Genomic DNA, 14,778 nt, shown 5'->3' on the forward strand with positions numbered 1-14,778 from the left:
CCACCAGAATCACCCGGGAACGACCTGACGACCTTCGCGTGACGGCCCAACCGGCGGCCAGAGGTGCGAAACAGGCGAAATGGGGAGGCCCCTGGTGCAGAGCACGATGCAGGACGTACCGCTGACCGTCACCCGGATGCTGGTCCACGGGACCGTGATCCACGCGCGTGCGCAGATCACGACCTGGACGGGAGACGGCACACCGCGCCGGCGGAGCTTCGCGGAGGCCGGGGCGCGTGCGACGCGCCTCGCGCACGCGCTGCGGGGCCTGGACGTCGCCGAGGACGACGTCGTCGGGACGCTGATGTGGAACAACGCCGAGCACGTCGAGGCGTACTTCGCGATCCCCGCCATGGGCGCCGTGCTGCACACGCTCAACCTGCGGCTGCCCCCCGAGCAGCTGACCTGGATCATCCGCCACGCGGCGGACCGCGTGGTGATCGTCGATGGCTCACTGCTGCCCCTGCTGGCACCGCTCCTGCCGCAGCTCGACTGCGTGGAGCACGTGATCGTCTCCGGCCCCGGCGACCGCTCCGTCCTCGCGGGCTGCCGCCCCCGCGTGCACGACTACGAGGAACTCCTCGCCGCGCAGACCGCCGACGCCTACGCCTGGCCCGAGCTGGACGAACGCCGGGCCGCCGCGCTCTGCTACACCTCCGGGACGACGGGCGACCCCAAGGGCGTGGTCTACAGCCACCGGTCGCTCTACCTGCACTCCATGGAGATCAACTCGGCCGCGACGTTCGGGCTGAAGCAGGGGGAGACCTGCCTTCCGGTCGTCCCCATGTTCCATGTGAACGCGTGGGGGCTGCCGCACGCCGCCTTCATGTCGGGTACGTCGCTGCTGCTGCCCGACCGCTTCCTCCAGCCCGCGCCGCTCGCCGAGATGATCGAGCGCGAGCGGCCGACCCTGACCGCCGGGGTGCCGACCATATGGCAGGGCCTGCTGGCCGAACTCGACGCGCGCCCGCGGGACACGTCCTCCCTGGGGGCCGTGATCAGCGGTGGCGCGCCCTGTCCGCCGTCCCTGATGAAGGCGTTCGAGGAGCGGCACGGGTTGCGGGTGGTGCAGGCGTGGGGGATGACGGAGACGTCGCCCCTCGGCTCGATCGCCCACCCGCCGGCCGGGCTCACGCCCGAGGAGGAGTGGCCGTACCGCGTCACCCAGGGCCGCATCCCCGTTTCCGTCGAGGCGCGGCTCGCCGGGCCGGACGGCGGCTTCCTGCCGTGGGACGGTACGTCGGCCGGTGAGCTGGAGATCCGCGGGGCTTATATCGCCGGGGCGTACCACGGGGGCGCGGACGGCGAACCGATCCGCCCGGAGGACAAGTTCAGCCCCGACGGGTGGCTGCGCACCGGCGACGTCGGCACGATCACCCCGGACGGCTATCTGACCCTCACCGACCGGGTGAAGGACGTCATCAAGTCGGGCGGCGAGTGGATCTCCTCCGTCGAGCTGGAGAACCACCTCATGGCCCACCCGGAGGTCGCCGAGGCGGCCGTCGTGGCGGTCCCCGACGAGAAGTGGGGCGAACGGCCGCTCGCCGTGGTGGTGCTGCGCGACGGCTGTTCGGCGGGGCACGAGGTGCTCCGCGCGTTCCTCGGGGAGCGTGTGGCGCGCTGGCAGCTGCCGGAACGGTGGGTGCGGGTGTCGTCCGTCCCCAAGACGACGGTGGGGAAGTTCGACAAGAAGGCGCTGCGGCGGGAGTACGCGGAAGGGAAGCTGGAGGTCACGGTGCTGCCGCCGGTGCGGGCGGGGGAGTGAGCGGGCGGGCACCGGCGCCCGAGCGGTACGGACTGAGCGCTGTGGTCTGAGTGCCACAGAGTGAGCACTGTGGTCTGAGTGCCATGCGCTGAGCGCTACGGTCCGAGTGCCATGGACTGAGCGCTGCGGCTTGAGCGGGAAGGCGGCGGCGCCTGGGCGCCACGGCCCGGGCAGGGGCGGGGCGCTCGGAACGAACCCCGTCCGTCCCGCCGGTGCCGCCCGCCTTGACCCGTCCCGCCCGACCCGCCGTCCCGCCCGATCCGTCCGTCCTGCCGGCCCCGCCCGTCCCGTCCGGGTCAGCGCTCCCGCGCCACCAGCGCTCCGCCGACCCAGCCCGCCACCGCGCAGACCGCGGCGATCACGCACACACCGTCCCAGCCCCAGCGTCCGAACGCCGGCCCGGCGAGCGCCGACGTGATCGCACCGCTCGCGAACGAGCAGACGACGTACGCGGTGTTGGCCGCGGAGGGCGTCGAAGTGGCGCCCAGGGCACGGGTCTGGTTGGCCACCTGGCCGGCCGTGAAACCGGCGTGCAGCAGGATCGCGCCGGCGCACAGTGCCCAGAGGTGTTCGCCGCCGAGCCAGAACAGGGGCAGGGAGACGACCGCCGCCGCGTAGCCGGTGGCCATCACCCGGTGGGTGCCGAAACGGTCGATCAGGGTGCCCGCGAGGGGCGAGGCCACGGCCGAGGTGAGGCCGAAGAGGCCGAACAGACCGGCCGTCGCCGTGGACATGGCGTACGCGCCGTGCTCGTCCGTCAGCAGCAGGACGAGCGTCGTCCACAGCGCGCTCCAGGTGCCGAACACGCCGGCCTGCCGGACGCACGCCGCCCGCAGGGCCGGCGAGGAGACCATCAGGCCCGGCAGCCCGGCGATGACCTTGAGCGGGCGGGACCGGCGGATGGGCCGCGTCTCGGGCGGGAGCACGGCCGCAGTCAGGACGCCGATGCCCAGGGTGAGCACGGCCGCGCCGAAGAAGACCGGCCGCCAGCCGTACGCCTGGCCGGCCAGTCCGCCGAGCACCCGGGCCGCGACGCTGCCCGCGAACAGGCCGGTCACCACGGCTCCGACGTGCCGTCCCCGGCGCTCGGCGGGCGCCCGCTCGGCGACCAGGGGGACCAGCAGCTGCGGGACGACCGTGGCCGCGCAGGCCACGAGGACGGCCGCCGCCAGCGCGGGCGTACCGCGCATCAGCCCCGCCGCCGCGACCGCCACGGCCGCCACGGTGGAGAGCATCCACACCAGCCGCCGCCGGTCGGCGGTGTCGCCGAGCGGGGCGAACAGCAGCAGGCCGACGGCGTAACCGAGTTGGCCGACCGACGCCACCCAGCCCACCGAGGAGGAGGGGACGCCGAAGTCCTTGGCGATCAGGCCGAGGAGCGGGGTCGCCAGGTAGATGTTCGCGGCCGTGATGGCCGTGCACACGGAGATGACGGTCAGGAGGAGGCCGGTCCGGGGGCCTTTCCCGCCGATTTCGGGGAGGGCGGTGGCGGTAGGGGTGGCAGGGACTGGGGTGGTCTCGACAGTTGTGGCGGATGTGGCAGGGGTGGCGGTCATCGCGGGAGGAGCTCCCCACTTTCGGTAGGACGTCGCGTCGCGGGACTGGCAACCAACTGGTTGGTTGAAGATATTCCCGACCCGGTCCCGCCCTTGTCAACCAATTAGTTGGTTACTCTGGGTGGCATGGCAGGAGTAAGGGACCCCGAGGCCACCAAGGCCCGCATCTTCGAGGCGGCCACCGCCGAGTTCGCCGCGTACGGCATCGCCGGCGCCCGGGTGGACCGCATCGCCCGTGAGGCCAAGGCCAACAAACAGCTCATCTACGCCTATTTCGGCAACAAGGCGGAGCTGTTCTCACAGGTCCTGGAGGCCCGGCTGACCCAGCTCGCCGCCGAAGTCCCCGTGGACGCCGAGGAGGTCGACACCTGGATCGACCGCCTGATGGACTACCACGCCGCCCACCCCGAGCTCATCCGCCTCATCTACTGGGAGGGCCTGGAGTACGGCACCGACAGCTTCCCGCACGAGGACGAGCGCAAACGCCACTACGACCGCAAGGTCGCCGTCTTCGCCGAGGCCCAGCGCAAGGGCGTCATCAGCTCCGAGATCCCGCCCGCCGACCTGCTGTTCATGCTGATCGCCCTGGTCTCCTGGTCGACCGTCCAGCCGCAGATGCGCCGCGTCCTGACCGGTGACACGGACGAGGACCGCGCCCGCCTCCGCGCGTCGGTACGGGCCGCCGCGCGGCGCATCGTGAGGTGACGGCCGGGCGCCTCACCCCGGGCTGGTGCCGATCTTCGTGAGGAGGTCGACGATCCGGCTCTGCACCTCGGCGCTGGTCGAACGCTCGGCGAGGAAGAGAACGGTCTCGCCGGAGGCCAGCCGAGGGAGCTGGGCCGGATCGATCCCGGCCGAGGTGTAGACGACCAGGGGCGTCCGGTTCAGCAGCCCCTGCGCCCGCAGCCAGTCCAGGATCCCGGCCCGGCGGCGCCGTACCTGCATCAGGTCCATCACCACCAGGTTCGGACGGATCTGCCCGGCCAGCGCCACGGCCTCCGCGTCCGTGGCGGCACAGGCCACCTGCACGCCACGCCGCTCCAGCGTCGCCGTGAGCGCGTCGGCGATCGGCTCGTGCTCCTCGACGAGCAGCACGCGAGCCGGGTGCATCTCGCTGTCGCGCGGTGCCAGCGCCTTGAGGAGGACGGCCGGGTCGGCTCCGTACGCCGCCTCCCGCGTGGCCTGCCCGAGACCGGCCGTCACCAGGACGGGAACGCCGGCGGCCACCGCCGCCTGACGCAGCGCCTGGAGGGCGGTACGGGTGATCGGCCCGGTGAGCGGATCGACGAACAGCGCGGCCGGATAGGCCGCCATCTGCGCGTCGACCTCCTCGCGCGAGTGCACGATCACCGGGCGGTAGCCGCGTTCGGTCAGGGCCTGCCGGGTGGACGTGTCCGGGGCCGGCCAGACGAGCAGGCGGCGCGGGTTGTCGAGCGGCTCGGGCGGCAACTCGTCGTCCACGGGCGGCGGTACGGGCACGGCGGGGTTGATCTCCACGGCGCCGTTGGGGCCGTCCAGCGGCTCCGGGCCCTCGGCGCCCTCGTCCGGCGCCCCTATGGCGAAGGCGCGGCCTTCCTGCGCGGCGGCGGGCGGGCGGAGGCCGAGCGGACCGGGGTGGTCGGTGCCGGGGCCGGTGCCGGTGCCGGAGCCGATCGGGCCGCCCGTCGGGCCGGGGCGCGGCGCGGTGGGCGCCTGCGCCCGGGCCTGAGCTTCCCGCTCACCGGCGTTGTCGGCCGGATTGCCCAGTTTGCGCCGCCGCCCGGAACCGGCTCCCGACGCGCTCGGGGTGCCACCGGGCGGGGTCTCCCCGCCCTGCTGCGCGTAGGGCGCGCCCTGCCCGAGCGTGCGCACGCTGATGGCGCGGGCGACGTCGCCGGAGCCCGGCAGTGTCGTCGCGCCCGGTTCCTCGGCGAGCGCCCGGCGCGCACGCCGGCGCCCGGTGGGCGGCACGTCGGCCGGACCGTCGAGATCCGTACGGGCGTGGGGAACGTCCTGACCGGCCGGCGCGGCGGGACCGGCGACCCCGGGCGCGGCCGGCGAAGACGCCGGAGAACCGGGTTGACCCGCCGGACCGGCGGAACTCTCGGGACCCGTGGGGCCGACGGGGGCGTGGTGACCACCGGGGCCGACAGGGCCGACGGGGATGGCCGTCCGGCCCGCCTCGGGATGCCCGACGTCGGTACGGTCGACGCGCTCGGGGCCCCCGGCGGGGCCGGTCTGGCCGACGCGGCCCACGGGGGCGGAATGTCCGGGGTGTCCGGGGTGCCCGGCATGACCGGGGGAGCCGGTCCCGGCCCCGGCTCCGGCCCCGGCATGTCCCGCACCCGCGGGCCCCGCACCGGCCTGACCGGCCTCGGCCGGGCCGGAGTGCCCCGACGCGGCGGGCGGAGCGGCGGGCCCGACGGGCCGGGCGAGGCCCATCGGCCCGGCGGCGTCCGCAGGCCGCGCGGTGACGGGTGCACCGGGCTGTCCGGCCGGCAGCGGCACGGAGCCGTCAGGGCCGGTCGGAGCGTCGGGCCGGCCCCCGCCCCCTGCGCCGTCGACCGCGCCGCCATGACCGGGACCGCCGTGACCGGCCACCGCCGGGTCCGTCGGCCGGCCGTCCGCGGGCCCGCCGTCGAGCGGCCCGCCCTGGGCCGGCACCGGACGGCCCGGGACGGGTTCGGCACCCGGTCCGGGCGCCGGCTTGCGGTCGGCTTCGGCCGGCGGCAGCGCGAACGCGGCGCGCGGAACGTCGGGTTCGGCGTCGGCCTGGCCCGGGATCGGCCGTTCGGGCGCCTCGGTGAGAGCGCGCCGGGCGCGGCGCCCGGTGGGTGCGGCGGCGGCCTCGGCGGCCTGGCCGGGTCCGCGGTCCGCCTCGGCGGGCGGCAGCGCGAACGCCGCGCGCCGGGTGTCCGCGCCCGTCGGCTCCGCCGGTTCGGCCGCGGCGGCCTCCCGCCGGGCACGGCGTCCGGTCGGCTGCGCGGGCGCGGCCACCTGCGGCGGCACGAGCCCGGCACCCGGTACGGGGGCCTGGTCGGCGCCGCGGCCGTGCCGGTTGGCCCGGACCCGCTCGGCGTCGGCCGCCTCCTCCTCGTCGGGACGGGCCGGCCCACGCCGGCGCCCGGTCGGCTGGGCGGGCACGGGCGCGCCGGATACGGAACCGGGGTGCGGCGCCGCGCCCCCCGGCCCGTCACCGGCGGGCGGCGTGGGACCGAGAGGTACCGCGGCGTTGGGAACGCCGGGCTGTGCGGGGGCACCGGAGGCGCCGGTGACAGGGGCGCCCCCGGCAGGCGAACTCCCTTGCCGCGCCTGCGGAACCGGGTAGGCCGGATGAGCCACGGCGACCGGCTGAGACGAAGGAGAAGCGTGCGGCCGGGGAGCCGGATGGCTGGGCTGCTCCTGCTGGTTCTGATGCTGGTTCTGATGGGGGGTGGCAATCGGCCGTGCCACGGAGTTCGGCGCATGCGGAGCGGTCGGTGCGCCGGACGTCGCACCTCCGGCACCTCCGGTGACTCCGGTACCCGCGGCACCCCCGCCGTTCCCGACGGCCGCGGCGGGAACCGCCACTCCGGCGGAGCCCGACGGCCCCGCCGCACCGCCGGAGTTCCCGGAACCCCGAGCCCCCTCAGCCCCGACAACACCACCGGAAGCCGCAGGACCTCCAGAACCCGGAGAGCCTGCCGGGCCCCCAGCCCCACCGACTCCCGTGGAAGCGGCGGAAGCGGCAGAGGCGGAACTCCCGCCGGCCTCCGCCGTCCCCCGAGCCGCCACCGTCTCTCCCGACCGCTGCCCCGGCATCGGCATGATCGTCGTCCCGCTGCCGATGCTCGGCGGGGAGTCGGGCCGGTCGGAGGGGGTGACGGGCCCGGCCTCCGCCGAGACCGGCACCTCCAGGACGTACGCCTTCCCGCCCCCGCTGCCCGGCACGTCGTGGGTCTGGAGGACGCCGCCGTGCCGCTGGACGATGCCCCGCACGATGGGCCCGTGGACCGGGTCGCCGCCGGGGTGCGGGCCGCGTACCTCGATCCGGACGGCCGTGTCCCGCTTCGCGGCCGCGACGACGATCGTCGAATCGCCGGACGGCACCGCGCCGGCGGCGGCCTCGCCCGTCGCGTCCACGCCCGCGACGTCCGCGATCAGGTGGGTGAGCGCCCGGGCGAACCACTCCGCGTCGATCTCGGCCTCTATGGCCGGCGCGTGCACCGCGAACTGCGCACGGCCGGGGCCGATCAGTTCGACGGCCCCCTCGACGCCGGCGGCGACGACCTCGTCCAGGGCGGTCGCCACCCGCTCCAGCCGCCCCTCGCCCTCCTCCAGCCGCTGATAGGCGAGCACGCTCTCGACCAGCCGGGCCATCCGCCCGTAGCCGGCGGCGAGGTGGTGCAGGATCTGGTTGGCCTCGGGCCACAACTGCCCGGCCGGGTCGGCGGCCAGCGTGCCGAGCTCGCCGCGCAGCCGCTCCAGCGGCCCGTGCAGCGAGCCATCGAGCACAGCCACCAACTGGGCGTGCCGCGCGGCCAGCGCGTCGTACGGGCGGCGGTCGGTGAACGTCATCACCGCGCCGACCAGCTGGTCGCCGTCGCGCACCGGCGCCGTCGTCAGGTCGACGGGCACGGCACGCCCGTCCTTCGCCCACAGCACCTGCCCACGCACCCGGTGTTTGCGACCGGAACGCAGGGTGTCGGCGATCGGCGAGTCCTCGAACGGGAACGGCGTGCCGTCCGCGCGCGAGTGGTGGATCAGCGGGTGGAGTTCGCGCCCGCCCAGGTCGCTGGCGCGGTAGCCCAGGATCTGCGCGGCGGAGGGGTTGACGAGGACGACCTTGCCCGCCGTGTCCACGCCGACCACGCCCTCGGCCGCCGCGCGCAGGATCATCTCCGTCTGGCGCTGCTGGCGGGCGAGTTCGGCCTCGGTGTCGAGCGTGCCGGTCAGGTCGCGGACGACGAGCATCAGCAGCTCGTCGCCGGTGTACGGACCCTGTTCGGCGTACGGGGTGCGGCTGTCGGGGAGGTTGGCGCTGGTGACCTCGACGGGGAACTGCGTGCCGTCCGTACGCCGCGCGATCATGCGCGTCGGCTTGGTGCGTCCGCCGTTCGTCCGGTCCTCGGGCAGGCGCATGGAGCCGGGGATGCGGCGCGAGTCGAACGCCGGCAGCAGGTCGAGCAGACCGCGTCCGACGAGTCCGGTGCCGGGGACCTCGAACGTCTCCAGCGCGATGTGATTGGCGTTGACGACCGTGCCGTTGCAGTTGACGAGCAACAGCGCGTCGGGCAGGGCGTCGAGTATGGCTGCGAGGCGAGCAGCGCCTCGGGATGGCCTGCTGCTCACTGCGACGCTTCCTCCCTGTTACCGCACGGTGCGACCCGCGGGACGGGGGGCACCCCCAGCGACGGCTGGGGGAGTTCCGCCGCCCCTGCGGCGTGTTGCTGGGGGGAAGTCTACGGGCTGTGGAGTCCGGCGCGACGGCGGTCGAGGGGTGCGGCGCCCCTGCCGTGCGGCGCCCGGGACGGGCGGTGTGTCGGCCCGGGGGGTTGGGCGGAGCGATCGGTTCCGCAGGGGGCCGGAGTCGGGGCCGGGGCCGGAGGCGGGCGGAGCACGGAATCACGGCTGGTGAGGACGCAAGCGGCCGTCAACAGTCGTCAACAGTCGTCAACGGTCGTTGGCGGTCGGATGAGGAAAGAGTGAAAGGAGAGGAAAAAGAGGAATGGGGAAAGGCTCAGCCCTCGGACGGATGCGCGGGCTCGCCCAGGAGGTGGGAGAACCGGTTCCAGCGCGCCATCTCGCACCCGTTCACCCTGGTGAAGTCCGTGTCGACCGGCCGTCCGGCCCACGTCCCGCTCACATGCGCCCGCTCCGGACCGCCGTAGATCATCGTGCACTGCGCGTCGGCCGGCACCGGGGCGAAGAGGTCGCGGTCCCAGCGCGTCTGCCCGTCGAGCTGGTCGCACGCGCCCTGCGGGTCGGGGACGGTGCCGAAGGCCGGGTGGCAGTCGAGCTCGTACCGGCCGTCGTTCCGTCCGCTGTCGACGATCACAACGGTGAGGTGGTCCCCCGGCGTGCTCCCCGGTGTGCTTCCCGGCGCGTTCCCCAGAGTGTTCCCTGGCGCATTCCCCGGCGCATTCCCCAGCCCGGGTACCGGCCCGGCGCCCGGGCCCGGCAGCGGCGCTCCCGTGGCCGGCGCCGCCCCGGGCCCCGGCGGGACCGGCAGCGGGCGGGCGGCGGCCGGCGAGGCGCCGATCAGCGGGAGCAGCAGCGGTACGAGCACGGCCGCCGCCAGGGCGGGACGGCCGGCGGGACGGCCGGTGCGTCGGGCGGCGACGCGGCCGGAAGGGCGGGGCCGGGGACGGTGGAGCGGCATGCGGGGACTCCGAGGGTCGCGGGGTGGTGCGGCCCGGCGGACCGGCCGCATCCTCACCCCTCTAACGCCCGGACGCGCCGTGCGTTGCGCGCCCGGAATCGCTTTGCCCGGGAGCCGTCGGGCCCGGTAACGTAGAGTGCGATTGGTGGCGAGCCCCAGGGCTGTGTCATCATCTGCACGCAACATCCGCGCCCGCGCGGGTGTGCTGGAGGCGTCGCCTAGTCCGGTCTATGGCGCCGCACTGCTAATGCGGTTTGGGTCTTAAAGCCCATCGAGGGTTCAAATCCCTCCGCCTCCGCAGCCGGGAGCCCCGGCCGTCGATCCGACGGCCGGGGCTTTTCCGTGTTTCCGCTGCCGCGGGGTTTCCCTGCGGCTCCCCCGGGTTTCCGCAGTGTTTCCGCAGGTCAGAAGGGGTTGTGGCAATGGATTTCGCCTCACGGCGCAGTTCATGTAATGTTGTTCCCGCAACGCCGACCGGCAAGAAAGACCGCCGGGAAGCCAAGCGCTCGTAGCTTAACGGATAGAGCACTTGACTACGGATCAAGAGGTTGCAGGTTCGAATCCTGCCGAGCGCGCAGCCGAGAGGCCGGTACCAGAGTGTTGGACCCGGTCTCCCGACCGTCGCGGGGTGGAGCAGCTCGGTAGCTCGCTGGGCTCATAACCCAGAGGTCGCAGGTTCAAATCCTGTCCCCGCTACTCGATCCGAAGGCCCGGTACTCAGGTACCGGGCCTTCGGCGTTCCCGGACCCGGGCCCGGCCCGGCCGCGCCGAAGGGAGCTCCATGCGAGACGACGACGTACGGCATGGCGGCAGACGGCACGACGGCGCGCAGCCCGACGACATATGGCACGACGGTGTACTGCCCGACGGCATATGGCGCGGCGGCGCACGACCCGGCGACCTGCCGGACGACGGGATCACCAGTTTCTGGCGCGACCTCGGACTCCCGGGCCTGATCGACGTGCACACCCACTTCATGCCCGAGCGCGTCCTCACCAAGGTCTGGTCCTACTTCGACACGGCCGCGGAGGCGATCGGCCGCTCCTGGCCCATCACCTACCGCGACGCGGAGGACGACCGGGTGCGCACCCTGCGCGCCTTCGGGGTGCGTGCGTTCACGTCGATGGTCTATCCGCACAAGCCGGGCATGGCGGACTGGCTCAACGCCTGGGCGGCGGACTTCGCGGCCCGTACGCCGGACTGCCTGCACACCGCCACCTTCTTCCCCGAGCCGGGAGCCGTCCGGTCGGTCCGGACGGCGCTCGACGCCGGCGCCCGGATTTTCAAGGCGCACCTCCAGGTGGGCGCGTACGACCCGTGCGACCCCCTGCTGGACGGGGTGTGGGGGCTGTTGGCGGAGACGGGTGTGCCGGTGGTGACGCACTGCGGTTCCGGCCCGTTGCCGGGGCCGTTCACCGGGCCGGGGCCCATCGGCCGGGTGCTGGCCCGGCACCCGGGGCTGCGGCTGGTCGTGGCCCACATGGGCGTCCCCGAGTACGGCGCCTTCCTCGACCTGGCCGAGCGGTATCCGGGCGTGCACCTCGACACGACCATGGCGTTCACCGACTTCATCGAGGACGTCGCGCCGTTCCCCGCCGGGGAGCGCCCGCGACTGGCGGCGCTGGGGGACCGGATCCTGTTCGGCAGCGACTTCCCCAACATCCCCTACGGGTACGGGCACGCCCTGGCCGCCCTCACCCGGCTGGGGCAGGACGACGACTGGCTGCGCGGGGTGTGCCATGACAACGCGGCGCGGCTCCTCGGCGTCCCGGGCCCGGACGACGGCGGTGCGCCGGCCGCCTGATGGCCGCGGCCGACACCCTTCCCTCCCGTGGCCCCCGTGGCTCACCCCGTACACCCCTCTGGATTCTCAGACGTTTCCCAGACGGCGGAAAGGCCGTTCTCAGGGGCCCGGCGCACGCTCATGAGCATGACCATCGCATCGACGGAAGCGCGCCCCCGCCCCGCCCTCGGAGCCCCAAGTGCCCGGCCTCGCCTGGTCGTAGGCGATCTGGTCCTGGACGAGGCGAACCGTGAGGCGGTCCGCGCCGGTACGGCGATCCCGCTGACGGCGACGGAGTGCGCGCTGCTGCGTCAGCTCATGCGGGAGCCCGGCCGGGTGCTCAGCAAGACGCTGCTGCTGGACCGGGTCTGGGCGCACTCCTTCGGCCGGGGCGACCGGGGCAACGTCGTCGAGCTCTATATCTCCTATCTGCGCAAGAAGATCGACGCCGGCCGGCCGCCGATGATCCACACCCGGCGCGGCATGGGGTACGTCCTGAAGCCGGCGGTCTGAGCGCGCCCGGAAGACTCTTCTACGGTGTACGGCAAATTCCCTGTACACCGTAGAACCACTCCCTGTACGGTGTAGATCGATCACATCGGCCTGCCCTGCAAGGAGCCCGCCATGGCGGCGTCCACCCCTGTCGCGTCACCCTCTTCACAAGCACCTCACCCCGTCCGTCACCCCACCCGCTGGGTGATCCTGGGCGTCATATGCCTCGCGCAGCTCACCGTGCTGCTCGACAACACCGTTCTCAATGTGGCGATCCCGTCCCTCACCACGGAGATGGGCGCCGCGACCGCCGACATCCAGTGGATGCTCAACGCGTACTCGCTGGTGCAGTCGGGTCTGCTGCTCACCGCCGGCAACCTCGCCGACCGCTACGGCCGGAAGAAGATGCTGGCCACCGGGCTCGCGCTGTTCGGCCTGGGCTCGCTCGGCGCCGGACTGTCGGAGACGACGGGCCAGTTGATCGCCGCGCGGGCCGGCATGGGCGTCGGCGGCGCGCTGCTGATGACCACCACGCTCGCCGTCGTCGTCCAGGTCTTCGACGACGAGGAGCGCACCAAGGCGATCGGCATCTGGGGCGCGGTGGGCTCGCTCGGCTTCGCCTGCGGACCGCTGATCGGCGGCACCCTCCTCGACCACTTCTGGTGGGGCTCGATCTTCCTGGTCAACATCCCGGTGGCGGTCATCGGCCTGGTCGCCGTGCTCAAGCTGGTGCCCGAGTCCAAGAACCCGGCCGGCGACCGCCCCGACTACCTCGGAGCCCTGCTCTCCACTCTCGGCATGACCGGCATCGTCTTCGCGATCATCTCCGGCCCCGAGCACGGCTGGACGTCCGGCCGGGTGCTGCTCTCGGGCGGCGTCGGCGTCCTGATCATGGCCGCGTTCGTCCTCTGGGAGCTGCGCATCCCGTACCCCATGCTCGACATGCACTTCTTCCGCAACCGCCGCTTCGTCGCGGCCGTCATGGGCGGGATCCTGGTGGCGCTGGGCATGGGCGGATCGTTCTTCCTGCTCACCTCGCACCTCCAACTGGTGCTGCACTACGGCCCGCTGGAGACCGGGCTGCGGATGACGCCGCTGGCCCTGATGATCGTCGTCCTCAACCTCACGGGCGTCGGCGCCCGGCTGATGACGAAGCTCGGCGGCCCGCTCACCATCGCCGGCGGCATGACGCTGCTGGCCGCCGGCCTGGCCGTGATCGCCTGGACGGGCGCGCACGGGTACGGCGGGATGCTCGCCGGCCTGATCCTGATGGGCACCGGCATCGCCCTGGCCACGCCGGCCATGGCCACCGCGATCATGTCGGCCATCCCGCCGGAGAAGGCCGGGGTCGGCGCGGGTGTCAACGGCACGCTCCAGGAGTTCGGCAACGGGCTCGGCGTCGCCGTCCTCGGCGCGGTGCTCAACTCCCGCTTCGCCGCGCTGCTCCCGGCCGTCGCCGCCGGGGCCGGCTCGCTGCCGGAGGCCCTGGGCGAGGCCCGGACGGCCGCGCAGCGCTCCGCGGTGCAGGACGCGTTCGCGTCCGGTGTGCAGGCGGGCCAGCTGGTCGGCGCGGCGGCCGTGCTGGCCGGCGGCGTCGTGGCGGCCTTCCTGCTGCGCAGGGCCGAGCGGGCCGACGCCGCGCCGGCCGCCCCGGCGGGGCCGGGTGTTTGAGAGCGGCGCAGCCGGCAGGGCCTAGCATCGAGGACGGAGCAGCGAAGTGGTGGAGAGGGAACGCATGGCCGACGGCAATCGCGCGGGGAACCCGAGGACCAGCATCTGGCTGGCCGAGGAGAAACCCTCCCCGCGGCGCAGGGCGTCCGCCGACCGGTCCCGGGAACAGCCGGGCTCGCTGGACCGCGAGCGGATCATCGCGGCCGCCATCCGCCTGCTCGACGCCGAGGGGCTGGCCAAGTTCTCGATGCGCCGCCTGGCCGCCGAGCTCGGGGTGACCGCCATGTCGGTCTACTGGTACGTCGACAACAAGGACGACCTCCTCGAACTGGCCCTGGACGAGGCGAGCGGCGAGATCGCGCTCCCCGACCCGGACGCCGCGGACGCCGACTGGCGCGATCAGCTCCGGCACCTCGCGGGTGAGTACCGCGGGCTGCTCACCCGGCACCCGTGGGTGGCCCGGCTCGTCGGCCAGTACCTCAACATCGGCCCCAAGGCGATGCGGTTCTCCGACGTCACCCTCCGGGTGCTCCGGCGCAGCGGGGTCGAGCCGAGCCGGATCGCGGGTTCGCTCGGCGCGCTGTTCCAGTTCGTCTACGGCTTCGCCACCGTCCAGACGCTCTACGAGGAGCGCTGCCGGGCGGCGGGCGTCGAGCAGGACCAGTACTTCAAGGAGGTCACGAACACGCTGACCGAGCGGGCGGACTTCGCGACCCGGTATCAGGAGAGCGTGGAGATGGCGCACAGGGTGCGCGACGGGTCGATCGACGACATGTGGGAGCGCGATTTCGCCGTCGGGCTGGACACGGTGATCGCGGGCATCGAGGTGATGCGGGGCCGGGCGCTGGACGAGGCGTCGTCGTAACCTCCCCCTGCCCCGAGGCGGTGAAGCCCCGGCCGTGCGGCCTGGAGATCGCATTTCTCGGAGGCTCCGTGCGTCCCGGAGACTCCGTGCGTCCCGGACGCTCCGTGCGGCCCGGAAACGACGAAGGCCCCCGTCCGCGAAGGAGATTCCTTCGCGGACGGGGGCCTTCACCGCCTTCGCCATCGGTGAGCGAAAGCACTCGGCCCCGGAAGCCGCGCGCAGGCCGTCCCCTGCCTTGTGTGCGCACCGCTTCCGGGGCCGTTCGCCCGGGGTCATTTCATGCCGTTCGGCCCCGGGCCGCCGGCC

Annotated in this window: 8 protein-coding genes, 3 tRNA genes and 1 pseudogene; 9 read left to right on the forward strand and 3 right to left on the reverse strand. The window is 73.9% G+C overall.

Translation table 11 applies throughout. The features are described 5' to 3' along the window. Positions 1-94 precede the first annotated feature (94 nt). On the forward strand, positions 95-1,765 hold the full coding sequence (locus ACH4PU_RS08660) for a long-chain fatty acid--CoA ligase (protein ID WP_398268040.1): 1,671 nt from the start codon (positions 95-97) through the stop codon (positions 1,763-1,765). Positions 1,766-2,061: 296 nt separating this feature from the next. On the opposite strand, the gene ACH4PU_RS08665 is transcribed toward ACH4PU_RS08660, so the two are convergent. Then, on the reverse strand, positions 2,062-3,321 hold the full coding sequence (locus ACH4PU_RS08665; protein ID WP_398268043.1) for an MFS transporter: 1,260 nt from the start codon (positions 3,319-3,321) through the stop codon (positions 2,062-2,064). A 126-nt stretch (positions 3,322-3,447) separates the two neighbouring features. Between ACH4PU_RS08665 and ACH4PU_RS08670 the strand changes: the two genes are divergently transcribed. Further along, positions 3,448-4,026 carry a TetR family transcriptional regulator gene (locus tag ACH4PU_RS08670; protein ID WP_398268046.1) on the forward strand — a complete coding sequence of 193 codons (579 nt, stop codon included), beginning with the start codon at positions 3,448-3,450 and terminating at the stop codon, positions 4,024-4,026. 12 nt (positions 4,027-4,038) lie between these two features. Here ACH4PU_RS08670 and ACH4PU_RS08675 read toward each other — a convergent pair whose 3' ends face one another. Both ACH4PU_RS08675 and ACH4PU_RS08680 read right to left on the reverse strand, forming a co-directional pair. After that, a complete protein-coding gene (locus tag ACH4PU_RS08675; protein ID WP_398268048.1) occupies positions 4,039-8,631 on the reverse strand; it encodes a PAS domain-containing protein in 4,593 nt (1,530 codons plus the stop codon). A 388-nt stretch (positions 8,632-9,019) separates the two neighbouring features. Beyond that, complete coding sequence (locus ACH4PU_RS08680) at positions 9,020-9,661, reverse strand: SSI family serine proteinase inhibitor (RefSeq protein ID WP_398268051.1); 642 nt, start codon at positions 9,659-9,661, stop codon at positions 9,020-9,022. Between the two features lie 207 nt (positions 9,662-9,868). Between ACH4PU_RS08680 and ACH4PU_RS08685 the strand changes: the two genes are divergently transcribed. The 7 genes and pseudogenes from ACH4PU_RS08685 (at position 9,869) to ACH4PU_RS08715 (ending at position 14,472) form a co-directional block, all read left to right on the forward strand. Continuing rightward, positions 9,869-9,959 (forward strand) — tRNA-Ser (locus ACH4PU_RS08685). Positions 9,960-10,163: 204 nt separating this feature from the next. After that, positions 10,164-10,236, forward strand: a tRNA-Arg gene (locus ACH4PU_RS08690). Between the two features lie 47 nt (positions 10,237-10,283). Further along, positions 10,284-10,357 (forward strand) — tRNA-Met (locus ACH4PU_RS08695). Positions 10,358-10,562: 205 nt separating this feature from the next. After that, positions 10,563-11,465: an amidohydrolase family protein gene (locus ACH4PU_RS08700; RefSeq protein WP_398268503.1), complete on the forward strand. Its 903-nt coding sequence runs from the start codon at positions 10,563-10,565 to the stop codon at positions 11,463-11,465. Between the two features lie 192 nt (positions 11,466-11,657). Continuing rightward, positions 11,658-11,957, forward strand: a pseudogene (locus ACH4PU_RS08705) (winged helix-turn-helix domain-containing protein); the annotation flags it as partial. Positions 11,958-12,068: 111 nt separating this feature from the next. Next, positions 12,069-13,607 (forward strand): MFS transporter, encoded by a 1,539-nt coding sequence (locus ACH4PU_RS08710; protein WP_398268054.1) that lies wholly within the window; start codon positions 12,069-12,071, stop codon positions 13,605-13,607. Between the two features lie 64 nt (positions 13,608-13,671). After that, a complete protein-coding gene (locus tag ACH4PU_RS08715) occupies positions 13,672-14,472 on the forward strand; it encodes a TetR/AcrR family transcriptional regulator (RefSeq protein WP_398268057.1) in 801 nt (266 codons plus the stop codon). The last annotated feature ends 306 nt before the right edge of the window (positions 14,473-14,778 follow it).

The organism is Streptomyces sp. NPDC021100, from assembly GCF_044333095.1.
Classification (GTDB): domain Bacteria; phylum Actinomycetota; class Actinomycetes; order Streptomycetales; family Streptomycetaceae; genus Streptomyces.